Below are 24,271 nucleotides of genomic sequence, written 5' to 3'. Positions count from 1 at the left end.
CCCTCCCCCTTGTGGGGAGGGGATAGGGGTGGGGGTCGCGCCGCTTGGTGAGCGATCGCCAGGCGGAACCATCCCCATCCCCGGCCCTTCCCCACAAGGGGGGAAGGGAGGGAGCTTCAAACCCGTTCGATGATGGTGGCGACGCCCATGCCCACGGCGACGCAGAGCGTGACCAGCGCGGTCTGCTTGTTGGTGCGCTCCAGCTCGTCGAGCACGGTGCCGAGGATCATCGCGCCGGTGGCGCCGAGCGGATGGCCCATGGCGATGGCGCCGCCATTGACGTTGAGCACGGCGTCGTCGATGTCGAAGGCCTGCTGGTAGCGCAGAACGACCGAGGAGAAGGCCTCGTTCAGTTCGAACAGGTCGATGTCCTTCGGCGTCATGCCGGCCTTCTTCAAGACGAGCTCGGTCACGTCGACCGGGCCGGTGAGCATCAGCGCGAGGTCGGAGCCAGTAGTGGCGAAGGCGCGGATGCGGGCGCGGGGCTTGAGGCCAGCAGCCTTGCCGGCCTTCTTCGAGCCGACCAACACCGCGGCGGCGCCGTCGACGATGCCCGAGGAGTTGCCGGCATGGTGGACGTGGTTGACGAACTCGACGTCCGGATGCGCCGCGGTCGCGACCGCATCGAAGCCGCCCATCTCGCCCATCTGGACGAAGGAGGCCTTGAGCGAGGCGAGCGCCTGCATGTCGGTGTTCGGGCGGATGGTCTCGTCGCGATCGAGGATGATCAGGCCGTTGACGTCGGTGACGGGGATCACCGAGTTCTTGAAGCGGCCCTCCTGCCAGGCCTGGGCGGCGCGCTTGTGCGAGCGCACGGCGTAGGCGTCGACATCGTCGCGCGAGAAGCCGTATTTGGTCGCGATCAGGTCGGCCGAGACGCCCTGCGGCATGAAATAGGTGTCGATGGCGACGGACGGATCGACCGCGATGCCGAAGCCCGAGGCGCCCATGCCGATGCGGGACATGCTCTCGACGCCGCCGCCGATCGTCATCTCCTTCTGGCCGGACATGACCTGCGCCGCGGCGAGGTTCACCGCATCGAGGCCCGAGGCGCAGAAGCGGTTGATCTGCACACCCGGCACTTCCTTGCCGTATCCGGCCTTGAGCGCGACGGTGCGGGCGATATCGGCGCCGGCCTCGCCAACCGGGTCGACGCAGCCGAAGACAACATCCTCGACCAGCTTGGTGTCGAGATTGCTGCGCTCCTTGATGGCGCGCAGGGTCTGCGTGCCCAGTTCGATCGCAGTGACCTCGTGCAAGGAGCCATCGGCCTTGCCCTTGCCGCGCGGCGTCCGGACGTGATCGTAGATGAAGGCGTCAGCCATCAAGGCCTCCCGGGCTGGCCGCGATTGCGGCTCGTTTCGGTCCCCGCCGTCATGGTCGGGCTTGGCCCGACCATCTCATGACGAGGCAATTCTGCAAGATGCCCGGGCCAGGGCCCGGGCATGAGTTTCACGTTCAGAACTGCTCGGCGCTCAGCGCCATCGTGGCGTCGGAGCCGGAGGTGATCCGCGTCAGATGCGCCGCGGTCTCAGGCAGCGAACGCTCCATGAAGAAGCGGGCGGTGACGAGCTTGGCGTTCATGCGCTCGCTCGCGCCATTGGCGCCGGCCTTGAGCTTGTCCTGCGCGACCTTGGCCATCTTCGCCCACATATAGCCGAGCGAGACCAGGCCGAGCAGGTGCATGTAGTCATGCGCGCCGGCGCCGGCATTGTCCGGCTTGGCGAGGGCGTTCTGCATGAACCACATCGTCGCCTGCTGGAGATGGCCGAGCGAGGCGGCGAGCGAAACCAGCAGCGGCTTCAAGGTCTCGTCGGCCTCGTTCTCCTTCACGAAGGCACCGACCTCGTTGAAGAAAGCCATGATGGCGCGGCCGCCGTCACGGCCGAGCTTGCGGCCGACCAGGTCCATCGCCTGCACGCCGTTGGCGCCCTCGTAGATCATGGCGATGCGGGCATCGCGGACGAACTGCTCCATGCCGTGCTCGGCGATATAGCCATGGCCGCCATACATCTGCTGGGCCTTCACCGCATTGTCGAAGCCGACATCGGTGAGCACGCCCTTGAGCACCGGCGTCATCAGGCCAAGCTGGTCGTCGGCGGCCTGGCGCTCGGCGTCATCGCCGGAGCGGTGGGCGACGTCGGACTTGATCGCGTTCCAGATGACGAAGGCGCGGGCGGCCTCGTTGAAGGCCTTGATCGACATCAGCGTGCGGCGCACGTCGGGATGAACGAAGAGCGGATCGGCCGGCTTGTCGGGGTTCTTGGCCCCGGTCAGCGCCCGGCCCTGCAGGCGATCCTTGGCGTAGGCGACGGCGTTCTGATAGGCGACCTCGGACTGGGCCAGCCCCTGGATCGCGACGCCGAGGCGGGCCTCGTTCATCATCACGAACATAGCGTTGAGGCCCTTGTTCTCGGTCCCGACCAGCCAGCCCTTCGCCCCGTCATAGTTCATGACGCAGGTCGAGTTGGCGTGGATGCCCATCTTGTGCTCGATCGAGCCGCAGGAGACCTTGTTGTTCGCGCCGACCGAGCCGTCCGCGCCGACCTCGTTGCGCGGCACGACGAAGAGCGAGATGCCCTTGACGCCCTGCGGCGCGCCCTCGATGCGGGCGAGCACGAGGTGGACGATATTCTCGGTGATGTCCTGCTCGCCGGCCGAGATGAAGATCTTGGTGCCGGTGATGGAATAGGAGCCATCGCCGTTCGGCACGGCCTTGGTCTTGATCAGGCCGAGATCGGTGCCGCAATGCGGCTCGGTCAGGTTCATCGTGCCCGACCAAGTGCCCTCGGCCATCTTCGGCAGGTAGGTGCGCTTCTGCTCGTCCGTGCCGTGGACATAGAGCGCGGCCATCGCACCCATGGTCAGGCCCGGATACATCGAGAAGGCCATGTTCGCCGAGGAGGAGAACTCGTTCATGATCGCGCCGAGCGTGTAGGGCAGGCCCTGGCCGCCGTACTCAGGGTCCATGGCAAGGCCGATCCAGCCGCCGGCGGCATAGGCCTCATAGGCCTGCTTGAAGCCCTTCGGCGTCGTCACCGAGCCATCAGCGTTGCGCTTGCAGCCTTCCTGGTCGCCGGAATGGTTGATCGGCTGGAGGACTTCCTCGCAGAGCTTGGCGCCCTCGCCGAGCACGGCCTCGACCAGGTCCGGCGTCGCCTCGGCAAAGCCCGGGAGGTTGTTGTAGCGCTCGAACTGGAAGACGTCGTTGAGCAGGAACAGCGTGTCCTCGACAGGCGCCTTGTAGACCGGCATCGCATCCCTCCCTGGCGTTTCGTGCAGCCTTGGTGACGAAGCTTGCCGGCTTCCTATGACAGCGGCGCTTCGAGATAGTTCATATATAAACTATCTGGGTGCGACTTGCCAAGGGGCCATGCCAACTTTTTCATTCGGACAGCGTAGTCGGGAGAGATTGGCGCGCCGCACGCAGCGCTTGCAAACGAAAAATGCCCCGAACCAGCGAGGGTTCAGGGCATCGTGATCGTAGCAGGTGTGCCGGTCGCAGGACCGGGCTACTTCAGGCGTCGAGGCGCGCGAGGGTCGCTTCGAGCTCGGCGATGGCGGTCTCGATCTCGGCGCGCTGGCTGCGCAGCAATTCGAGCTGCTCGGCGATCTGGCTGCGGCTGAGCTGCAGGCCGCCGACCGAGGCGGACGGCTCCTTGCCCTTGAGCTCCTTGCCTTCCTCATTGGCGAGCATGGCGCGGATCTCGACCAGGGTGAAGCCGAGCTGCTTGCCCTTGAGGATGAGGGCGAGGCGGGCACGGTCCCGTCCGGAATAGATCCGGGTCAGGCCGGAGCGGGCCGGCGCGAGCAGGCCGCGCGATTCGTAGAAGCGCAATGTGCGCAAGGTGACGCCGAATTCGCGGGCGAGATCGCTGATGGTGAAGCCATCGGCTTCGCTGGCATTCGTGGTCTGCAGGGAGGCGGAGCGGCCGTCGTGACTTGGTGTGGCCGCCAGAGCTGTGCTTTGGCGCGGCATGTCGGTTCCTTAAGGTTGCGGAGCGGGACGGCGACCCATCGGAAGGCGCCCCTGCGTTGCCGGCAATGTAGGCGCGGCGGCTCCCTTACGTCACGTCGTTAGCCACCGGCCGGGGGTAAGTTACCGTTATACCCGGCCCGGGCAACCTGCCCCGACAGGCGTTTCCGGAAAATTAACGTCCGGCCCCTCGATCTTAACGCTCTATTTACCGTGACGGCGAAAAGTCGGTGCCGCGATCTCCAGTGTCAGCCGCATCAACCCGATGTTCATGATTGCCGAGATCGCAAGGGCGCCGCCGCCTGAGGGGGCAGCGAGCGCTCTTTGGTCGAGATTGCCCCTCGAGGCGAGCGTGACATGGCGACCAGCCTGCCCTGGAGCGTCAAGGGCGTCGATCCGCGCACGCGTGACGCGGCGAAAACCGCCGCGCGCCGCGCCGGAATGACGCTCGGCGAGTGGCTCGACAGCAAGATCCGCGAAGAGGCCGGGGAGCCGGACGCCGTCGTACAGGACGCGCAGGAGCAGGACATCGCCGCGCTCTCGGAGCGCCTTGCCCGCCTCTCCCAGGGCGGCATGCAGACGGCCGCGGCCCCGCAGGCCGCCCCCGCCAGGCCTGATCTCTCGCGCGAGCGCATGGACGCGTTCATCACCCAGGCGGCCATGGCCGAGCGCCTGACGCGCGACAGCAATGCGCGCACCGCAAGCGCGCTCGATTCGATCGCGCAATGGATGGAGCGCACCGAGAGCCGCCTGTCGCAGGGCGAGCGCACCACGGTCGAGCGTCAGGAGCGCGCCACCGCCGTGATCGCCGACGCGATCAAGACGATGGGCAGCCGGCTTAGCGACATCGAGCGCCGAGCCGAGGAAGCCAGCCGCAGGCCGGCAGCACCGCCTCCGCCGCAGGTGACGCGCCCGGTCATGCTCAGCCGCGACGGCCTCGCCGCCGCCGTATCCGATATCCGCTCGCGCCAGCGCGCCCTCGACAGCGATGCACACGCCGCGACCTTCGAGCGCCCGGCTGCCCCCGCCCCGACACTCGCGAGCCTGCGCGAGGATCTGCGCCAGCTGAACGATCGCATCGCCCCGGCCCAGCCGGCGATGCGGGCCGAGGAGCAGCGCGCCGCCTTCAAGCCGCTCGAACGGGCGATCGGCGAGCTCGGGGCCAGGCTCGACCGCCTCGACGGGCGCGACCGGCTCGATCCCGTCCTGAAACCGCTGGCACGGATCGAGGCCGAGATCGGCCGGCTCTCCGAGGCCCGCCCGCAGGAGAGCTATAGCCGCTTCGAGCTTGAGGTCGCCCATCTTGCCGCCAAGGTCGACGCACTCGCTGCGCGCGGCGGCGACCGCCAGACGATCGCACCAATCCTGAACGAACTGGCCGAATTGCGCGAGCTCGTCTCGGCCCCGGACGGCCGCCGCTTCGACGATTTGTCGCTGCAGCTCAACGCGCTGACGTCGGATGTCGGGCGCCTGCGCGACGACACCCGCGACCTGCGCAGCCTGTCGCTGGCGATCGAGGACGTGCGCGAGAGCCTGCACAGCGACCGCCTGCGCGAGCGCTCCGGCGACAGTGCGCCGCTGCTCGCCTTGTCGCGCCAGGTCGAATCGCTCGCCCAGAAGCTCGACTCGCTGCCCACGATGAAGGCTTCGGTGATCGACGGGCAGGTCGACCAGTTGGTCGCTCGCCTCGGCGAACTCGACGCCATTGGCCGCCCAGCCTCAAACGAGCTCGCCGGGCGCATCGAAGCGCTGGTGATCAAGCTCGAGGACCTGGCCGACCGGCCGCCGAGCCGGCTCGAGGATCGGATCGAGACGCTGACCGACCGCGTCGAGCAGCTCGCCGCCTCCAGCAGGCTCGCCCAGATGGCGGACGAAGGCGGCGCCCCCCTCGCCCGGGTCGACATGCGCCCGGTCGAGGACATGCTGCGCGGCCTCGCCGCCAAGATCGACGAGGCCGGCCGGCCTGGCGCCGGCTCCGACTCCTTCGACGCGCTCGAACGCCAGATCGCCGGTTTGACCCAGCGGCTCGACCAGCAGGCCGCGACGCGCTCGGCCGAAAACGGCATCGAGCGGACGCTGCAGGACCTGGTCGTCCACCTCCAGGGCATGCGCGAGGACACCACGGCAGCGGCCGAGCGCGCGGCCCGCGCCGCTATGGCCGACCTGCCGCCCTCTCGCGGCGCGAGCCTGTCCGAGCTCAGCGACCTGATGAGCGGCCTGCGCGAGACCCATGTCTCGACCGGGCGCGAGACCCAGGATGCGATCGGCGCCGTCCATCGCACGCTGGAAACCATCATCGGCCGCCTTGGCGATCTCGAAGCCGAACTGGGCGGGGACCGCGACCGCCGCCCCGCCGCGCCCGTGCCCACGCCGCGCGTGCGGACGCCCGCTTCGTCCGACGAGGTCAGGGCACCTGCCCCCGCCGTGCCGATGGCCGAGCGCTTCGCCGCAGAGCCGCGGCTGCCGCGCACCGGCGGGCTCGACCTGCCGCTGGAGCCGGGCTCCGGCCGGCCGCGCCCCGATGCACCGGCCCCGCAGGGCAACGATCCGCAGGCCGTCCGCCAGAGCCTGATCGCCGCCGCGCGCCGCTCGGCCAAGGCCGCCAGCGAAGCGGCCGCTGCCAACCCGACCGCGTCCGAGACGGCCAAGCCCGGCAAGGCGGCCAAATCCGCCTCCGGCGGCGGGCGCCTCAAGGAGATCCTGGAAAAGCGGCGGCGGCCGCTGCTGCTCGGCCTCGCCGCGCTGGTCCTCGCGATCGGCGCCGCCCAGGTCTTCTCGGGCTCCCAGCAGAGCGCCAAGAAGCAGGCCGTCAGCGAGAGCGCCAACCGGACAGAGCCGGCTACTCCCGCCCCCATCGAAGCCCCCGCGGCCAAGCCGGCACCGCAAAGCGCGCCGGCCGAGCAGGCTGCGCCGCCGGCCAAGGACCAGAGTTCGGCCCTGCCGCCGCTGCAGATCGGCACGACGCCGGCGCAGGCCGCCGTTCCCGCACCGGCCCAGATCGCGAGCGCCGAGCAGCCGTCAGCTCCGCCGGCGGCCTCCGTGCCGTCCATGGTCGCGTCGCTGCCGCTGCAGAGCCCGTCCGAAGCGGTGGAGACCGTCACCGGGATCGGCGACCTGCCGTCGACTGCCGGCAGCGCCGGCCAGCGCAAGGCGGCGCTCGCGGGCGACGCCCGCGCCGTCTACCAGATCGCAGCACAGGCAGCCGACGGCCCCGGCAACCGCGATCCGAAGCTGGCGCTGCGCCTGTTCGAGCGCGCCGCCGTCGCCGGCCTCGGTCCGGCGCAGTTCCGCCTCGGCAACATGTTCGAGAAGGGCATCGGCACCAATCGCGACCCGGCGCTTGCCAAGGTCTGGTATGGGCGCGCCGCCGAGCGCGGCAACGCCAAGGCGATGCACAATCTCGCGGTGCTCTACGCCGAGGGTGCCGGCGGCAAGCCGGACTACGCTACCGCAACCGAATGGTTCCGCCGGGCCGCCGAATACGGCGTGCGCGACAGCCAGTACAATCTCGCCATCCTGCTCGGCCGCGGCCTCGGCGCGCCGGCCGATCTTGGCCAGTCCTATCGCTGGTTCGCGATCGCCGCCGCCCAAGGCGACGAGGATGCCGGCCGCAAGCGCGACGAGGTGGCCAGCCGGCTGCCGGCCGGCGATCTCGCCGCGGCCAAGGCGGCGGCTGAGAGCTGGAAGCCGAAGCCGCTGGAGGCGAGCGCCAACGAAGTCGCGCAACCGGCCAAGGGCTGGGACGAGCCGCCGGTCGCCGCCAAGAAGCCGGTAAAGCCCGGCCGCGGCTGAGCCTTCGGTGCAGGCCGGACCTGCGCCGAAAGCCGCTCAAAACTGCACACATTGAAAAGGTTTCCGCTGTAGCGTCACCGCTACGGCGCAGTTTCCGTTCGGCCGATCTCGGCCGGGCGCCAGAAATCCGTGCCGGCTCAGCACGTCGGGCATGTTCTCGTCGCAAAAGTCGTATCCACTTTTGCGAACCATGTCCGACATGGGAAGGCATCGACGGCCGACAAGGTTTGGAAGCGTGCAGATCTATCTCCCGATCGCGGAACTGCCGATCAGCATTTTCCTGGTGCTCGGGCTGAGCGGCGCGGTCGGCTTCATCTCCGGCCTGTTCGGCGTCGGCGGCGGCTTCCTGCTGACGCCGCTGCTGATCTTCCTCGACATTCCACCGGCCGTAGCGGTCGCGACCGTCGCCGCACAGGTCGCCGGCTCGTCGATGACCGGCGTTCTGACCTATTGGCGACGCAACGCGCTCGACTTCAAGCTCGGCGGCATCCTGGTCTCCGGTGGCATCGTCGGCACGATCATGGGCGTGCTGTTCTTCAACTCGATGCGGCGGCTCGGCCAGCTCGAGCTGGTGATCACCCTGGCCTATGTCACGCTCTTCACCTGCATCGGCGGGCTGATGCTGTTCGACGCGGTGCGCGCCGCACTGCGCGATCGTAGCGGCAAGCCGGCCCGCCGCCTGCGCGAGGCCGGCTCGCACCCGCCCTGGATGGGCCTGCCGCTGCGCATGCGCTTCCCGCGCTCCCAGCTCTATGCCAGCGTGATCCCGATCGCGGCGCTCGCCGTCATCATCGGCTTCATCGGCGCCGTGCTCGGCGTCGGCGGCGGCTTCATGCTGGTGCCGGCTCTGATCTACTTCTTCCGGATCCCGCCGGCGGTCGTGGTCGGCACCTCGCTGTTCCAGATCCTGGTCACCATGACCGGCGCGACGGTGCTGCACGCCGTCACCAACCAGTCGGTCGACATCATCCTGGCCATGCTGCTGCTGGTCGGCGGCGTCATCGGCGCCCAGTTCGGCGGCCGGGCGGCGCGCAACCTCAACGTCTCGTCGTTCCGCCTGCTGCTGGCGCTGCTGATCCTCTCGGTCGGCCTGCGCTTCGCGGTCGAGCTCTTCCTGCCGCCGAGCGAGCCCTACTCGGTGGTCGTGCCGGAAGGAGCGCAGCGATGAAACGCGCCGCGCTCGCCCTCATCGCAGCCTGCCTTGCAGCACTCGCCAGCGCCTCGGCGCAGGCGGAAGGGTTGATCGCGGCGCTGTCGACACACCGGATCGCGATCGCCTCCAACTTCACCGGCGACCAGCTCGCCGTGTTCGGCCTGGTCGAGCGCGACGGCCGCTCCGTCGCGCGGGCCGACCCCTACGACATCGTCGTCACCGTGCGCGGACCGCAGCGCATGCTGATCGTGCGCGAGAAGGAGCGTGTCGGCCCGATCTGGATCAACCGCAACCAGCGCCGCTTCCCGGACCGCTCGATCTATCTCTCGGTCGCGACCAATCGTCCGATCAAGGAGTTCCTGTCGGAAGAGGCGGCGCGGCGCGACAAGATCGGCCTCGCCAATGCCCAGCGCCCGCCGACCGGCTTCGACTTCGAGTTCGACATCGCCCGCTTCCGCGACGCCCTGATCCGGATCCTCGAGGGCAAGCAGCTCTATACGCTCGACGAGCGCGGCGTCACCTTCCTGTCGCCGGCCCTGTTCAGCTCACAGATCAAGATCCCGGCGATCGCGCCGACCGGCCCCTATGAGGTCGAGGTCCTGCTCTATGCCGGCGGTTCGATCCTGGCGCGCCAGACCACGAATTTCGAGGTGGTGAAGACCGGCGCGGAACAGCGCATGACCTCGGCCGCGCATGACCGCCCGCTCCTCTACGGTCTGGCGACGGTCACGGTGGCACTGCTGCTGGGCTGGCTGGCGACGGTGATCTTCCGGCGCGATTGATGCTCACACCCCGGCAACTCAGCCCGTCAGCATCTCATAGGCGAGGAAGGGCGCGATTGTGCCCTCCGCGACGACTGTCAATTCGTCGGCGAGCTCGACCAGCCCGTCGCTCTCGGTCAGCGAGATCAAGGCCCCCGCCCCGCCCCGCGGATGCTTGCGCGCCACGGCAATGCCGTCCGGACCTTGGGTCAGCGAAACGCGGACATATTCGCGCCGCCCCGCCTTCTTCTCGTAAGCGAAGCCAAGCCTGACCGGCAGGCCGTGCAGACGTGCCGGCACTGTGCCCGAGAGCAGCGCGATCACCGTGCGGGCGACGAAGGCGAAGGTGACGAAGACCGCGACCGGATTGCCGGGCAGGCCGATGAAGGGCGTGCCGGCGACAAGCCCCATCGCCACAGGCCGGCCGGGCTTGATCGCGACGCGCCAGAAGGCGAGCTCGCCGGCGCGCTCGACAGCCGCCTTGACGTGATCTTCCTCGCCGGCGGAGACGCCGCCCGAGGTCAGGATCAGGTCGCAATCGGCAGCCGCCTTGCGCAGGCGCCCGGCGAGACTTTCCGGCTCATCCCGGAGGATGCCGAGATCGACGATCTCCGCCCCGGCGCGGGTCACGAGCGCGCGAAGCAGGCTGCGATTGGCGTCGTAGATGCCGGCGGGCGACAGGGCCGCCCCCGGCTCGCTGAGTTCGTCCCCGGTCGAGAAGATCGCGACCCGCACGCGCCGGCGCACCGCGACCTCGGTCACGCCGAGCGAGGCGAGCAATGCCAGATCCTGCGGGCGCAAGCTGCGACCGGCGGCGAGCGCGGACTGGCCGCGCCGGAGGTCCTCGCCGGCCGAGCGGGCATTGGCCCCACGCTTCAGGCCCGGCGGGAGGACGACCATATCGGTATCGAGCGCGACGTCCTCCTGCATGAAGACGGTGTCGGCATCGGCCGGCATCGCCGCGCCGGTGAAGACGCGCACGGCCATCCCCGCCGTCGCGACGCCGGCCGCGTCGGCGCCGGCCGGAAGGCGGCCGGAGACCGGCAGCCGCGTTTCGCCGGACGTCGCCAGATCGGCGAAGCGGACCGCATAGCCGTCGACGGCCGAATTGGCGAAAGGCGGCAGGTCGAGCGGCGCGACGACATCCTGCGCCAACACGCGGCCGTCTGCCGCGACGAGCGCGACGGTCTCGGTGCCGGCCACCGCCACGATGCGCTCGGCGGCACGCTCGGCCGCCTGCTCGATCGTCAGGACGGGGCCGTCGGCATGCGCGCTGAGCTGCGCCATCGTCACAAGTCCTCTTTCGCCCGGGCCAGCACCGCACCCAGCGGCTGCGCCTTGGCGAAGAGACAATCGGCGATGGCGGGCACGTCGTCGAGCCCGATCACCAGCCGGCCGGCATCCGGAAAGGGCGTGTCGCTGGCGATCGCGACGATGCTGGGATCGTCCGGATGCAAGGGCGGCTTGCCGTTGTCAGCGCGATAGACCTCGAGCTTGGCATGCGGATCGCGCTTGAAACCCTCGACGAGGACGAGATCGACCGGCGACAGCCGCACCAGCAGCTCAGGCAGCCCCAGTTCCGGCTCGTCGCGCAGTTCGTGCAGCAAGGCCCAGCGCTTGGCCGAGGAGATCAGCACCTCGGAGGCGCCGGCCTGCCGGTGCGCCCATGAATCCTTGCCGGGCGTGTCGAGATCGAAGGCGTGATGGGCGTGCTTGATCGTCGAGACCCTGACGCCGCGGCGGTTGAACTCCGGGATCAGCTTGGTGAGAAGGGTCGTCTTGCCGGCCCCGCTCCAGCCCGCCAGTCCGATCACGCGCATCGACAGGAACATCCTCAAGAGACAAAAGCCGGGCGCAAGGCGCGCTTGGCTGTCATCGTGCAAATCGGTTCGGGCGGTCAAGCTCGCCGGCCACGCGTGTCGTGCACGGGCGCGGATCGCGCTCTGCGCCGGAGCGGGCTGTTGCCGCTGCATGAAAAGCCATCATATGACACGTAGGATGATGTCGATCCCGCTCGATCTGCGCGGCCTCAAATGCCCGCACCCGGCCCTGCGCGTGCGCAAGGCGCTGCTCGGCGCGGCGCCAGGTGCGCTGCTCGTCGTCGAGTGCACCGACCCGATGGCCGCCATCGACATCCCCAATCTCGTCCGGGAAAGCAGCGCCTCGCTCGAACATAGCAGCACCGAGGGCCGGCTCCTGACCTTCCACATCCGCAAGGCCGCGGCCTAGCGTCACGCCAGCAACGGAGCCCAGATCGTGGCCCTTTCGCAAAACGACATCCTGCGCGCGCTCGAACTGGTGAAGCTGCCGGCGAGCGGGCAATCGCTGGCGGCATCCGGCCGCGTCGGCGACATCCTGATCGACGGCGGCAAGGTGATCTTCGCGATCGGCATCGACGCCACCGAGGCCGGCGCGATGGAGCCGGTGCGCAAGGCGGCCGAGAGCGCGGTCGGCGGCATTCCCGGCGTGACGCAGGTGCTGGTCGGCCTCACCGCCGACAAGGCGCCGGGACGTGCGCCGTCGCAGGCAGCGGAAGCGCGCCGGCAGGCGCATGGCCAGCCAGGCCCCGGCGGGCCGGTGCCGAAGGCGGCCGGCATTCCCGGCGTCAAGCAGATCATCGCGGTGGCAAGCGGCAAGGGCGGCGTCGGCAAGTCGACCACCACCGCCAATCTCGCCGTGGGCCTCGCGACCCTCGGCCTCAAGGTCGGCGTGCTCGATGCCGACATCTACGGGCCGTCCGTGCCGAAGATCTTCGGCATCACCGGCAAGCCGCGGCTGATCTCGGGCCGCACGCTCGCGCCGATGGAGGCCTATGGCCTGAAAATCATGTCGATCGGTTTCCTCATCGATGAGGAGACGCCGATGATCTGGCGCGGGCCGATGGTGATCTCGGCGATCACCCAGATGCTGCGCGAGGTCGCCTGGGGCGAGCTCGACGTGCTCGTCGTCGACATGCCGCCCGGCACGGGCGACGCCCAGCTCACCATGGCGCAGCAGACGCCGCTCGCCGGCGCCGTCATCGTCTCGACGCCGCAGGACCTCGCCTTGCTCGATGCCCGCCGCGGCGTCGCCATGTTCAAGAAGGTCGAGGTGCCGATCCTCGGCATCGTCGAGAACATGAGCTATTTCATCTGCCCGGAATGCGGCCACCGCTCCGACATCTTCGCCCATGGCGGAGCCAGGCACGAGGCGGAAAGGCTCCACGTGCCATTCCTCGGCGAAATCCCGCTCGCCATGCCGATCCGCGAGACCTCCGATGGCGGGCGCCCGATCGTGGCGAGCGACCCCGACAGCCCCCACGCCAAGGCCTATGTCGCCCTGGCGCGGCAGGTGAAGGCCGGCCTGTCCGGGCCGACCCGGGCCGCGCCGCGGATCGTGATCGAGTAAGACCGGCCGGCTTCGAGGCTAAGCTCGCAGTGCCGGGCTGACAGGCCGATCAGCGTGCATGGCGCGTTGATCGGAGCTGACAGCCGTGATTTCCGCCTGCCGCTCGATCAGCACCCAGATATGGCCGAACGGATCGAACAGCGAGGCGACCCGTCGCCCCTCGACATCGGTCTGGACGCGGTCGCGCAGCGCTGCCCCGGCGACGATTGCCTGGGCGAAGCAGGCCTCGATATCGGGCACCGTGAGCTGGATGATCGTGCTGACCGCACCGGCCGCCTTGGGGAAGAACGGGCCGCCATAGGACGGCTCCTCCTCACGACGCGGGTTGGAGCCGGCGACGGACACCCGCGTTGCGCCGATGAGCATCTCGACCCCGGCAAGCTCGCCATCGACCCTGTGCTTGCGGAGCTGCCGCGCTTCGAAGGCCTCGCTGTAGAAGTCGGCGGCCTGCTGCTCCCGTCCGTGCTGCACGAAAACCGTCAGGCCGACGCCGATACTATGCTCCATCGCGAATCTCCTCATCCGTCGCCGCTGGGAAAGAAGCCGGGCGAAGCCGGCGGATCCTTGATCGATCCGCGGCGGGCTCGCGCACGGCCCATCACCGATGCGCGATGACAGGAAATTTTGTTCATGTTATGTTCTATCATTGATTGATGAAAACGATGGAGAGGCGATCATGCCCATCCTGCCGACACGCCATATCAGCATCGCGATCGAGCGGCCGATCGAGGAGGTCTACGGCTTCCTCGCCGACCCCACGAACTTCCCAAAATGGGCGGAAGGGCTCGGCGACGGGTTCGTCCATGTCGAGGGCATGACCTATCGCGCCAGGACGCCAATGGGTCCAATGCGGGTGATGTTCAGCGAGCCCAACCGCTACGGCGTGCTCGACCACGCCGTGATCCCTGACAATGGCGCGCCGATGCACAATCCAATGCGGGCGCTCGCCAATGGCAGCGGCAGCGAGGTGGTGTTCACGCTGTTCAGGCGCCCGGAGATGACCGATGACGACTTCGCCCGCGACGCCGAATGGGTCGCGGCCGACCTCGCGCGCTTGAAGGCCTTGCTTGAGAGCTGACGTGAGAGGCGACCAACCTCGTTGGCTTCAGGCGTTGCCGAGCATGGCATGCAGCCGCTCGGCTTCGGCGAGATCGTCCGGTTGGTTGGCATTGAAGAAGGGATCGACCGGCTCGGCCGGCCATTCGGCCATGGCCACACCATGGCGCGCCGCCCAGCGCGAGACCTTGCGCTCGTCTTCGACCGTGAGCGCGTGACGCAGATCCTGGCGCAACGAGACCGGCCAGAGCGCGATCACCGGATGGGTCCGACCGCCTGAAACGGCACAGGCAAGCGGCACGCCGGCCTCTGCCTGCGCCCTCTGCAACCGGACGACCAGATCGCGCGGGATGAAGGGCGTGTCGGCGGCGACGCTGACCAGCCATTCCGTCCCCGGCCGGTTCGTGGCGAGCCAGTCGAGTCCCGCGAGGATGCCGGCGAGCGGCCCGGCGAAATCCGGCACGTCGTCGGCGACAACAGGCAGGCCGTAGTCCGCAAAGCGGCCGGGATCGCCATTGGCGTTGAGCAGGAGCCCGGCGCATTGCGGCGCCAGCCGCTCGATCACATGGGCGAGGATGGTGCGGCCGGCGACCATCCGCAGCGGCTTGTCGCCGCCGCCCATGCGGTGCGCGAGCCCACCGGCGAGCAGGAGGCCGAAGGTGCTATGGGTCATGACAGGGCCAGTTGCTGCAGCCGTCTCAGCTCCCGCTCGACTTTCTGCGCATCGGCGATACCGACGAAGCCGTCGCGATGTGTGCTCGTTCCCCCTTCGCCGTCCTTCACCTGCTCGGCGATGAAGAAGACATCTCCCACTCCATCCCCGGCAAGATTGAGCTCGACGAACTCGATCCTGCTCAAGGAGACGCTTTTGACTGACCTATCTGTCGCGATCACCGCTCTGCGATCGGTCAGAAGATATTGGACTCGTGGCGCCGCTAGATACCGTCGCACAGGCTCGCTCAAACCCCACAGGCCCGCCCCAAAGAACAGCAGGCCGAACATCCAGAAAATGCCGCCGGCTTCCGAGGCCTTATACATCCAGAACACCGCGAAACCCGTGAAGAACACGAAAAACGGAATGTTGAATCCGAATTTGGCGCGCGCATAGTTCATCGGACGAGGCTTGTCCCACCAGATCGGCGTCTCACCCGTATCGAGCAGATGCTCGGGTGATGATCCGAGCAAGCCTTGATCCATTGAAGAGCTCATGTCCCCTCCCCTGCCCCTAGCAGCGACGCCTGCCGCGCTCCCCCGACGCTGCCAGGTCGAAGACGATGCAGCCCCCGCCGGCCAGCCGCAGGCAGCGCTTGCCCTGGCCATCGCCGGGCCGCGGCCTGACGCTTCAGGACGTCGGCGCCCTCCGCCATCAGGTCGTCGTTGGGAAAACCTGAGGAATGGACGATCGCGGCGAGCGGAGCAGTCATCGTGATCCTTTCATCCCATGGAGCGGCCGGCTCAGCCAGCGAACTTTAGGCGTTCCAATCTGCATGAGATGCTTTGCCAGTGTTGCAGCGCACCTACAGTCGAAGGCCGCGACGGGCGCTAGGGTAGGCTGGGCTGTTCCCGGCATCCCGGCCGGGCGCGGCTCGCCGAGCATCGCCTGCCCATGATCCGCCCGAACGCCCAGACGCCCCTCGATCCCGCGACCGACGCCGCGCTGCTTCTGCGCCGCATCGGCTTCGCGACATTGGCGCTCGCTTTGCCGCTAGCGTCGCTGGTCTCGCGCCGCGCCGCGGTCGTCTTGGTGCCGATCGGCGTGATCCTTCTGTCGATCGCCGCGCTGATCGAGGCACCGCGCTGGTTCGCCGGCAATATCCGGTCCTCGATCTTCAGCCGCGCCGGGCTGACGCTGTGGGCGCTGGTCGGCTGGGCGGTGCTCTCCCTGGTCTGGAGCCCCTATACCGGTTCGGCCACCGAGAAGGCGGCGAATCTCTTCCTTGCGGTGGCGCTCGGCTTTGCCGGCGCGGCGGCATTGCCGGAGCGCATGCGCGCCTCGAACCTCAACCTTGCGGCGCTCGGTGCCGGCACCGCCGCAATCTTCGCGCTCGGCCTGCTCCTGACCGAGGCGCTCGGCCCGGTCGACTCGCGCGCGGCCGACGCGGCCGGCAGCGTCGAGCGCGGCGTCAGCGTCGTGCTGATCATGGCCTGGCCGGCGCTCGCCTGGCTCCTGTCGCGCGAGCGCGGGCTGACGGCGCTGGGGCTGGCGCTGGTGGTCGGCCTGCTCGCGCTATCGCGTATCGAGGATGGCGAGGCGATGGCGATGCTGTGCGGGGCGATCGCTTTCGGCGCGGTCAGCGCCAACCGCATCGTCGGCGCCCGGCTGATGGGCGGGATCATGGCCGGGCTGATGCTGCTCGCCCCGCTGCTGCCCTTCCTGCTGCTGCCGTTCTTCCGGCTCTCGCCGGCGGTGTTCAGCACGGTCGGCACCGGGCTCGACATCTGGGCCGACATCATCTCGAGCCGCCCGGTGCAGCTCATCACCGGCCACGGGCTCGACACGGTACTGCGCGGGCGCACCACAGGGGCGCTGCCGCTGGAGGTGCCGACCACGATCCTGTTCGAGACCTGGTACGAACTCGGCCTTGTCGGCGCGGCGACAGCAGCGCTCTGCCTCTATTTCGCGGTCAGTGCCGCCGGCCGCATGCCGGGCGCCCTCGCCGCCGGCGGCGTCGCCGCCTATGTCACCGCCTTCGCGCTGGCAGCGCTCGGCTTCGCCTCGTTCCAGACCTGGTGGCTGATGACGCTGACCGCGGTCGCGCTGCTGTTCACCGCGATCGCCCGCGGCCAGTACCGCACCGAGCGCCCCGTCGCGCCGCTCAGCCGGCGACCGAAGGCGCCGAGCCTGCCGGCCGGGAAGTAGAGAGGACTCCTCGCCGTCATGCTCGGGCTTGACCCGAGCATCTCAGGCAGGGCGAAGCTCCATCAACGCCTTCTCGTCACGAGATTCTCGGGTCTGCGCTTCGCTTCGCCCGAGAATGACGGCCAAGCTCAAGCCGCTTCCCGCCCCGCATTGACCGCATGGCAGGCGACGCCGTCGATCGCCGGCGGGTTCTCGATGCGGCAGCGATCGAAGACCAGCGGGCAGCGCGGATGGAAGGTGCAGCCCGAGGGCGGGTTGATCGGGTTCGGGATCTCGCCCTTCACGCCCTCGCGCGGCTTGCCGATCATGGCGAGGTCCGGCACCGCCTCGAGCAGCATCCTGGTGTAGGGATGGCGCGGGGCGGCGAAGAGCTGCTTGCCGTCGGAGACCTCGACGAGGCGGCCGAGATACATCACGCCGATGCGGGTCGCCATGTGCCGGACGACAGCGAGGTTGTGGCTGATGAAGAGGTAGGTCAGCCCGAACTTCTCCTGCAGGTCTCGCATCAGGTTGAGGATCTGCGCCTGGACGGAGACGTCGAGCGCCGAGGTCGGCTCGTCGCAGACGATGAACTCGGCATTGGAGGCAAGCGCGCGGGCGATAGCGATGCGCTGGCGCTGGCCGCCGGAAAATTCGTGCGGAAACTTCTTGCCGTCGTCGGGATGCAGGCCGACCAGCGAGAGCAGTTCGCCGACGCGCGCCTCAATCGCGGCATCACCCTGGATCAGGCCGAAGGCGCGGATCGGCTCGGCGATGATCCGCCCGACGCGCCAGCGCGGATTGAGCGAGGCGTAAGGGTCCTGGAAGATCATCTGGATGCGCTTGCGCAGGCGCTGGCGCTCCTGGGCGACGTTGACGTCGTTCATCGAGACGCCGTCGATCGAGACCGTACCGCCGGACGGGTTCAGCAGGCCGACGACCATGCGCGCCACGGTCGACTTGCCCGAGCCGGACTCGCCGACGAGCGCGAAGGTCTCGCCCTTGCGGATGTCGAAGGAGACGCCGTCGACGGCCTTGAGCAGCTGCCTGTCCTGGCGCTCCAGCACACGGTTGAGCCAGGGCTTGGAGACGTCGAAGACGCGCTTGAGGTCACGGACCTGGACGAAGGCTTTCTCGCTCACGCCGCGATCTCCGTCTTGCCGGCCGGCGCCTTGGCCTTGTCGTAGAGATGGCAGGCGACCTGGTGGCCGCCGACATCGATGAGCTCAGGCCGGTCGATCCGGCAGCGGTCGAACACCTTGGAGCAGCGCGGGTTGAAGGCGCAGCCCTGGGGGATGCTGGAAAGCCTGGGCATCGAACCGGGGATTTGCACGAGCCGCTCGGCATCGCCAGTGATCGAGGGGATCGCGCCCATCAGCCCTTGCGTATAGGGGTGGAGCGGCTGCTTGATCACCTCGCGCACCGGGCCGATCTCGGCGACGCGGCCGGCATACATCACCGCGACGCGGTCGGCCGTCTCGGCGATGACGCCCATGTCGTGGGTGACCAGCATCACCGACGTCCCGCGTTCCTTGCAGAGGCGCTTGATCAGGCCGATGATCTGCGCCTGCACGGAGACGTCGAGCGCCGTGGTCGGCTCGTCGGCAATGATGAATTCCGGCTCGGCGCAGAGCGCGAGCGCGATGACGACGCGCTGGCGCATGCCGCCGGAGAATTCGTGAGGATAGCCGTCGATGCGCCGCTCCGGCGCGGGAATGCCGACTTCGTCGAGCAAAGCGATGGCGCGCTTGCGGGCATCGGCCGCGTTGAGGTCGGTATGGGTCTGGATCGTCTCGATCAACTGCTCGCCGACCCGGTAGAGCGGGTTCAGGCTGGTCAGCGGGTCCTGGAAGATCATGCCAATGCGCTTGCCGCGGACGCGGCGCATCTGCTCGGGCGGGAGATGGTCGACGCGCTCGCCGGAGAGCACGACCTTGCCGTCGGCGATGCGGCCGGGCGGATCGATCAGGCCGATGATGGCCGAGCCGGTGACCGACTTGCCGGCGCCGGATTCACCGACCACGCCGAGTACCTCGCCGCGGGCGATGTCGAAGGAGATCTTGTCGAGCGCGCGCAGCGTGCCGCGGCGCGTGACGAACTCGACGGTGAGATCCTGGACGGAGAGAACGGTCTCGGTCATCGGCTCACCTCAACCGCGGGTTCAGGGCGTCGCGCAGCCAGTCGCCGAGCAGGTTCACCGCCAGCACCAGAATGGCGAGCGTCACACCCGGGAAGGTGACGATCCACCAGTCGCCGGAGAACAGATAGCGGTTGCCGATCGAGATCAGCGTGCCCAGCGAAGGCTGCGTCGGCGGCAGGCCGACGCCGAGGAAGGAGAGCGTCGCCTCGGTGATGACCGCGAGCGCCAGGTTGATGGTCAGGATGACCAGAACCGGGCCGATCACGTTCGGCAGGACATGACGCAGCATGATCAGCGGCGCCGGCAGGCCGACGAGGCGGGCGGCCTGGACATAGTCCTTGTTGCGCTCGACCAATGTCGAGCCGCGGATGGTGCGGGCGTACTGCACCCAGAAAGAGAGCCCGATCGAGATCACCAGAACGTAGAGGGCGGTGTCCTCGCGGTTGGCGTGCTTGAAGATGCCGCGCACGACGCCGTCGATCAAAAGCGCGATCAGGATCGCCGGGAAGGTCAACTGCACGTCGGCGATGCGCATGATCAGCGAGTCGACGCGGCCGCCGAGATAGCCGGCGAGCAGGCCGAGCGTGATGCCGATCGTCGCCGCCAGCGCGACGCCGAGCAGGCCGACGATCAGCGAGACGCGCAGGCCATAGAGGATCGCCGAATAGAGATCGCGGCCCTGGTCGTCGGTGCCGAGGATGAATTTGGGATCGCCGCCCTGCTGCCAGGCCGGCGGGATGTTGGCGTCGGAGAGGAAGACGGTCGCCGGATCGAACGGGTTGGTCGGCGCGATCCAGGGCGAGAAGAACGCGCCGATGAACAGCACCAGCACGATCACCGCGGCGACCATCGTCACCTTGGAGCGCAGGAAGCTCGCCAGGATGTCGCTGTCGAGGATGCGGGCCCAGAGCGAGGGCGGCTGTTTCGAGGGGGAAGCGGGTTGCGCGCTCATGACCGGCCTCAATGCGCCCCGATCGTCGCGCGCAGGCGCGGATCGACCAGCGCATAGAGCAGGTCGACGATCAGGTTGATGCTGACGAACAGGAAGGAGATCAACATGAGATAGGCGGCCATGATCGGGATATCGACCTGCTGCACCGCCTTGAGGAAGAGCAAGCCCATGCCCGGCCACTGGAACACCGTCTCGGTGATGATGGCGAAGGCGATGATCGAGCCGAGCTGCAGGCCGGCGATGGTGATGACCGGCACCAGCGTGTTCTTCAGCGCATGGCCGAAATGGATGGCGCGCGTCTTGAGGCCGCGGGCGCGGGCGAACTTGATGTAATCGGTGCGCAGCACCTCGAGCATTTCGGCCCGGACGAGGCGCATGATCAGCGTCATCTGAAACAGGCCGAGCGTGATCGAAGGCAAGATCAGCGCCTTCCAGCCCGAAGCAGTCAGGAAGCCAGTGGTCCACCAATTGCCGATCTTGACGACTTCGCCGCGCCCGAAGGAGGGCAGCCAGCCGAGCGTGACCGAGAACAGGTAGATCAGGAGGATGCCGATCAGGAAGGTCGGCAGGCTGATGCCGACCAGCGAGACCGTCTGGAAGATCTTCGCCAGCCAGCTGTCGCGGCGCAGCGCCGTGTAGACGCCCATGGGGATGCCGACGAGCAGCGAGAACAGCGCCGACATGAAGGCGAGCTCCAGCGTCGCCGGGGCGCGCTCGCCGAGCAGCGAGATCACCGGCAGGCGGAACTGATAGGAAACGCCGAATTCGAGCCGGGCAGCATTGTAGATGTAGCGCGCGAACTGGGCGACCACCGGCTCGTCGAGGCCGAGGCTCTGGCGCAGCTGCGCCACCTGCTCCTGCGGCGTGTCGACGCCGACCATCTGATTCACCGGGTCGCCGACAAAGCGGAACATGGTGAAGGCGATGAGCGCGACCGCGAGCATCACGATCAATGACTGGAACAGCCGACGCAGGACAAATGCGAGCATGTTCGCCCTTACAAGGAAACCGACGCCGTTCGCGCGGAACGGCCTCTGGAGCCGGGTCCGATCAGGTCAAATCAGTCTGATCGGGAAACCATCTCCAACCATGGATAGAGACCGTTTTCCCGACCGGCCTGCAATGCAAGCTGATCAGGACGGCATCTATTCTGCAGATAGAGAAAGGGCGCGTGAGCTTGCCGCCCGCGCGCCCTTCAAACCCTCACTGCTCCTTGGTGGCGTAGTAGAGCAGCACCGAATTGTCGGCGCGCTGGGCGAGCTTCACCTTCTTCGACACACCCCAGGCCAGGGCCTGCTGGTGCAGCGGGATGTAGGAGAACTCGTCGACGGTGATCTTGTAGGCCTCGCCGATCATGGCGTTGCGCTTGGCGGTGTCCGACTCGACCAGGATCTTGTCGGTCAGCTCGTCGACCTTCTTGTTGCAGTAATTGCCGAGGTTCGACTCGCCGCGCGAGGAGCCGGCGACGTCACGGCAGCCGAGGATGTCGTAGAGGACATTGTGGCTGTCGAAGGTGCCTGGGGTCCAGCCGAGCAGGTAGAACGAGGTCTTGTAACCGCCGGGCTTCAGCACCTTGGCGAAGAACTGCGCCTTGGGCTGGGCGTTGAGGTTCACCTTCACGCCGATGCGGGCGAGCATGCCGACCACGGCCTGGCAGATCTGGCCGTCATTGACGTAGCGGTCGTTCGGGCAGTCCATGCCGACCTCGAAGCCCTGCGGATAGCCGGCTTCGGCGAGCAGCTTCTTGGCGGCCTCGGTGTCGAACTTGGCGCGGGTGAAGCCGGCGGTCGGGAACAGCTCCGGCGCGATCATCAGCGGCGACGGGGTCGAGAGCCCGCGCATGACGCGGCTCTTGATCGTCTCGATGTCGACCGCCTGGTAGAAGGCCTGGCGGACCTTCGGATCCTTGAACGGGTTCTTGCCCTTGACGCTCGATTCGAGCAGCTCGTCGCGGGTCTGGTCGAAGCCGAGGAAGATGGTGCGCAGCTCAGGCCCGGTCAGGACCTGGGCGTTGCCGGAGGCGTTGACGCGCTGGATGTCCTGGATCGGAACCGGCTCGATCACGTCGACCTCGCCCGAGAGCAGCGCGGCGACGCGGGTGGCGTCCGAGGAGATCGGGGTGAAGATGATCTCCTTGACGTTGCCTTCGATCTTCTTCCAGTAATTCTCGTTGAGCTTGAAGACGGTCTTCACGCCCGGCTGGTGGCTCTCGATCTTGTAAGGGCCGGTGCCATTGGCGTTGAGCGAGGCGTGGCTCGGCGTGGTCGCGGCCGCGGGAGTCGGGGCGACGGCGTTGTTCGCCTCCGCCCACTTCTTCGACATGATGTACCAGGTGTCCCACTGCGCGTTCAGGATCGGGTTCGGCGTGGTCAGGATCACGTCGACCGTGAAGTCGTCGACCTTGACGAACTTGGCGCTTGTCGGGATGCGGGTGGTGAAGTTCGAGCCCTGGGCGCGGACACGGTCGGCCGAGAAGATCACGTCATCGGCGGTGAAATCCTCGCCGCCATGGAACTTGACGCCCTTGCGCAGGGTGAAGCGCCACTTCAGGCCGTCATCCGAGATTTCCCATTTCTCGGCGAGAGCCGGCTCGATCTTGAGATCCTTGCCGCGCGCAGTCAGACCCTCATAGGGGTGGCCGAGATGGGCGTTGGTGGTGGTCTCGTTGACGGTGTAGGGGTCGAGCGACTTGAGCTCGCCCTGGTTGGCGTATCGCAAGGTCTGGGCTTGCACAGCCCCGCACATCAAGGCCAGGGCGGCAACGGCTGCCAGGCAATGGGTCTTGAACGACATGTGAGACTGCTCCCGGTTGGCTAGAAACCACTCCTCCCCAGGAGCGGTGCCGACTGCCTGCTTATTTTGGCGGCAAGCCGACGAAGGCGGCAGATTAATGACGGTTCGAAGCCCGCGTCCAGTGCGGCCGATCGACTTCGTTCCAGATCGAACTTTGTTGCGAGTCTTACTAATACAACGCACGAAGTTGCGAAGGGCGGAGCAAACCCTCGCAAGGAAGCACCCCGCCCTTTGCACCCTCAGCGGGCCAGCTCCGTGATCAGCGCACGGACGAAGGCCGTGCCGGCGTCCAGTTGGGCCACGGTGATGAACTCGTCCGGCTGGTGCGCCTGGGCGATATCGCCGGGGCCGCAGACCACGGTCGACCAGCCGGCCGCCTGGAACAGGCCGCCCTCGGTGCCGTAGGCGACGACATGGCTGGCATTGTCGCCGGTAATGCGGCGCGACAGCGTCTCGGCCGCGCCCTCCTTCTCCGGCGCCAGCGGCGGCGTCTGGGAGGTGATCTCCATGGTGATGCCGGTCTCCGGCGCGATCGCCTTCATCGGCCCTTCCAGTTCGGCGATCTTCGCCCGGTAGCGCGCGACATAGTCGGTGTCGTCGCCCGGCATGACGCGGACCTCATGGCTGAAGGTCGCATGCTCGGCGGTGATGTTGACCGCGGTGCCGCCGGCGACGACGCCGACATGCAGCGTCGAATAGGGCGGCTCGAACGCGATCCCGGCATTCGCCTTCGCCTTGTTCTCCTGCATCACGTCATCATGCCAGGCGATCAGCTTGCCGGCGACCATGACGGCGGGCACGCCGATGTCGACGCGGCTCGAATGCACGGCGTGGCCGCGCACCGTCGTCTTCATGCGGGTGCCGCCCTTGTGGCCGGTGACGACCTGCATCATCGAGGGCTCGCCGACGATCACCGCCGAGGGCTTCAGGCCGGCTTCCGCCATTGCGTCGATCATGATCGCGGCGCCGATGCAGCCGACCTCCTCGTCATAGGAGAGCGCGATGTGGAAGGGCCGTTTCAGACGCGCCTCCAGCATCTCCGGCACCAATGCCAGCGCGATCGCGTCGAAGCCCTTCATGTCGCAGGAGCCGCGGCCGTAGAGCTTGCCGTCGCGTTCGGTCAGCGTCCACGGATCGGAGCTCCAGTCCTGGCCCTCGACCGGCACGACATCGGTATGGCCGGAGAGGACGACGCCGCCGGTGACCTGCGGCCCGACCGTCGCGTAGAGATTGGCCTTCTCGCCGTCCGGGCTCGGCACGATCGTGCTCTCGACCCCATGCGCGGCGAGATAGTCGCGGCAGAAATGGATCAGCTCGAGATTGCTGCGCCAGGACTCGGTGTTGAACGACACCAGCTTGGCCAGCATCTCCTTGGGGGAATAACGCACGGGTGAAAATCTCCAATGAACTGGCCGACAGGCA

21 protein-coding genes are annotated in these 24,271 nt (G+C 67.9%); 7 read left to right on the top strand and 14 right to left on the bottom strand.

Annotation, left to right across the window (positions count from 1 at the left end):
* Window positions 1–116: 116 nt before the first annotated feature.
* From AC3WLC_RS11950 to AC3WLC_RS11940, 3 genes are all read right to left on the bottom strand, one after another.
* Complete coding sequence (locus tag AC3WLC_RS11950) at window positions 117–1,325, bottom strand: acetyl-CoA C-acetyltransferase (protein WP_493684141.1); 1,209 nt, start codon at window positions 1,323–1,325, stop codon at window positions 117–119.
* A gap of 133 nt (window positions 1,326–1,458) precedes the next feature.
* Window positions 1,459–3,255, bottom strand: a complete 1,797-nt coding sequence (locus AC3WLC_RS11945) for an acyl-CoA dehydrogenase C-terminal domain-containing protein (protein WP_493684140.1) — start codon at window positions 3,253–3,255, stop codon at window positions 1,459–1,461.
* A gap of 262 nt (window positions 3,256–3,517) precedes the next feature.
* On the bottom strand, window positions 3,518–3,979 hold the full coding sequence (locus tag AC3WLC_RS11940) for a MerR family transcriptional regulator (RefSeq protein WP_493684139.1): 462 nt from the start codon (window positions 3,977–3,979) through the stop codon (window positions 3,518–3,520).
* Window positions 3,980–4,333: 354 nt separating this feature from the next.
* On the opposite strand from AC3WLC_RS11940, the gene AC3WLC_RS11935 reads away from it, so the two are divergent.
* From AC3WLC_RS11935 to AC3WLC_RS11925, 3 genes are all read left to right on the top strand, one after another.
* Window positions 4,334–7,768 (top strand): SEL1-like repeat protein, encoded by a 3,435-nt coding sequence (locus tag AC3WLC_RS11935; RefSeq protein ID WP_493684138.1) that lies wholly within the window; start codon window positions 4,334–4,336, stop codon window positions 7,766–7,768.
* 235 nt (window positions 7,769–8,003) lie between these two features.
* Window positions 8,004–8,936, top strand: coding sequence for a sulfite exporter TauE/SafE family protein (locus AC3WLC_RS11930; RefSeq protein ID WP_493684137.1), 933 nt, complete (start codon window positions 8,004–8,006; stop codon window positions 8,934–8,936).
* Window positions 8,933–9,703: a TIGR02186 family protein gene (locus tag AC3WLC_RS11925; RefSeq protein WP_493684136.1), complete on the top strand. Its 771-nt coding sequence runs from the start codon at window positions 8,933–8,935 to the stop codon at window positions 9,701–9,703. The genes AC3WLC_RS11930 and AC3WLC_RS11925 overlap by 4 nt, the downstream gene beginning before the upstream one ends.
* An 18-nt stretch (window positions 9,704–9,721) precedes the next feature.
* Here AC3WLC_RS11925 and AC3WLC_RS11920 read toward each other — a convergent pair whose 3' ends face one another.
* Both AC3WLC_RS11920 and mobB read right to left on the bottom strand, forming a co-directional pair.
* The gene (locus tag AC3WLC_RS11920; protein WP_493684135.1) at window positions 9,722–10,969 is read right to left on the bottom strand and encodes a molybdopterin molybdotransferase MoeA; all 1,248 of its coding nucleotides are present in this window, start codon (window positions 10,967–10,969) and stop codon (window positions 9,722–9,724) included.
* Between the two features lie 2 nt (window positions 10,970–10,971).
* Window positions 10,972–11,502, bottom strand: a complete 531-nt coding sequence (mobB, locus tag AC3WLC_RS11915) for a molybdopterin-guanine dinucleotide biosynthesis protein B (protein WP_493684134.1) — start codon at window positions 11,500–11,502, stop codon at window positions 10,972–10,974.
* A 166-nt stretch (window positions 11,503–11,668) separates the two neighbouring features.
* Between mobB and AC3WLC_RS11910 the strand changes: the two genes are divergently transcribed.
* Both AC3WLC_RS11910 and AC3WLC_RS11905 read left to right on the top strand, forming a co-directional pair.
* Window positions 11,669–11,911, top strand: a complete 243-nt coding sequence (locus tag AC3WLC_RS11910; protein ID WP_493684133.1) for a sulfurtransferase TusA family protein — start codon at window positions 11,669–11,671, stop codon at window positions 11,909–11,911.
* Between the two features lie 27 nt (window positions 11,912–11,938).
* Complete coding sequence (locus AC3WLC_RS11905) at window positions 11,939–13,069, top strand: Mrp/NBP35 family ATP-binding protein (RefSeq protein WP_493684132.1); 1,131 nt, start codon at window positions 11,939–11,941, stop codon at window positions 13,067–13,069.
* A gap of 18 nt (window positions 13,070–13,087) precedes the next feature.
* Here AC3WLC_RS11905 and AC3WLC_RS11900 read toward each other — a convergent pair whose 3' ends face one another.
* The gene (locus AC3WLC_RS11900; protein WP_493684131.1) at window positions 13,088–13,576 is read right to left on the bottom strand and encodes a VOC family protein; all 489 of its coding nucleotides are present in this window, start codon (window positions 13,574–13,576) and stop codon (window positions 13,088–13,090) included.
* 169 nt (window positions 13,577–13,745) lie between these two features.
* On the opposite strand from AC3WLC_RS11900, the gene AC3WLC_RS11895 reads away from it, so the two are divergent.
* Complete coding sequence (locus AC3WLC_RS11895) at window positions 13,746–14,147, top strand: SRPBCC family protein (RefSeq protein WP_493684130.1); 402 nt, start codon at window positions 13,746–13,748, stop codon at window positions 14,145–14,147.
* Window positions 14,148–14,174: 27 nt separating this feature from the next.
* Here AC3WLC_RS11895 and mobA read toward each other — a convergent pair whose 3' ends face one another.
* Window positions 14,175–14,798 carry a molybdenum cofactor guanylyltransferase MobA gene (gene mobA, locus AC3WLC_RS11890; protein WP_493684129.1) on the bottom strand — a complete coding sequence of 208 codons (624 nt, stop codon included), beginning with the start codon at window positions 14,796–14,798 and terminating at the stop codon, window positions 14,175–14,177.
* Window positions 14,795–15,334 carry a hypothetical protein gene (locus AC3WLC_RS11885; protein WP_493684128.1) on the bottom strand — a complete coding sequence of 180 codons (540 nt, stop codon included), beginning with the start codon at window positions 15,332–15,334 and terminating at the stop codon, window positions 14,795–14,797. Before AC3WLC_RS11885 ends, mobA begins: the two co-directional genes overlap by 4 nt.
* A 397-nt stretch (window positions 15,335–15,731) precedes the next feature.
* Here AC3WLC_RS11885 and AC3WLC_RS11880 point away from each other — a divergent pair, with 397 nt between their 5' ends.
* Entirely contained in the window at window positions 15,732–16,985 is a 1,254-nt protein-coding gene (locus tag AC3WLC_RS11880) for a peptide ABC transporter permease (RefSeq protein ID WP_493684127.1), read from the top strand.
* 128 nt (window positions 16,986–17,113) lie between these two features.
* On the opposite strand, the gene AC3WLC_RS11875 is transcribed toward AC3WLC_RS11880, so the two are convergent.
* From AC3WLC_RS11875 to argE, 6 genes are all read right to left on the bottom strand, one after another.
* Window positions 17,114–18,106, bottom strand: a complete 993-nt coding sequence (locus AC3WLC_RS11875; RefSeq protein WP_493684126.1) for an ABC transporter ATP-binding protein — start codon at window positions 18,104–18,106, stop codon at window positions 17,114–17,116.
* Complete coding sequence (locus tag AC3WLC_RS11870) at window positions 18,103–19,104, bottom strand: ABC transporter ATP-binding protein (protein WP_493684125.1); 1,002 nt, start codon at window positions 19,102–19,104, stop codon at window positions 18,103–18,105. The genes AC3WLC_RS11875 and AC3WLC_RS11870 overlap by 4 nt, the downstream gene beginning before the upstream one ends.
* 4 nt (window positions 19,105–19,108) lie before the next feature.
* Window positions 19,109–20,056, bottom strand: a complete 948-nt coding sequence (locus AC3WLC_RS11865; RefSeq protein ID WP_493684124.1) for an ABC transporter permease — start codon at window positions 20,054–20,056, stop codon at window positions 19,109–19,111.
* Between the two features lie 8 nt (window positions 20,057–20,064).
* Window positions 20,065–21,045: an ABC transporter permease gene (locus AC3WLC_RS11860; RefSeq protein ID WP_493684123.1), complete on the bottom strand. Its 981-nt coding sequence runs from the start codon at window positions 21,043–21,045 to the stop codon at window positions 20,065–20,067.
* A 214-nt stretch (window positions 21,046–21,259) separates the two neighbouring features.
* Window positions 21,260–22,849: an ABC transporter substrate-binding protein gene (locus AC3WLC_RS11855; protein ID WP_493684122.1), complete on the bottom strand. Its 1,590-nt coding sequence runs from the start codon at window positions 22,847–22,849 to the stop codon at window positions 21,260–21,262.
* Between the two features lie 239 nt (window positions 22,850–23,088).
* Window positions 23,089–24,237, bottom strand: coding sequence for an acetylornithine deacetylase (gene argE, locus AC3WLC_RS11850; RefSeq protein WP_493684121.1), 1,149 nt, complete (start codon window positions 24,235–24,237; stop codon window positions 23,089–23,091).
* Between the last annotated feature and the right edge of the window lie 34 nt (window positions 24,238–24,271).

It is taken from the genome of Allobosea sp. GW821-FHT03A12, assembly GCF_058986765.1.
This window is presented reverse-complemented; position numbering and strand designations above follow the sequence as displayed.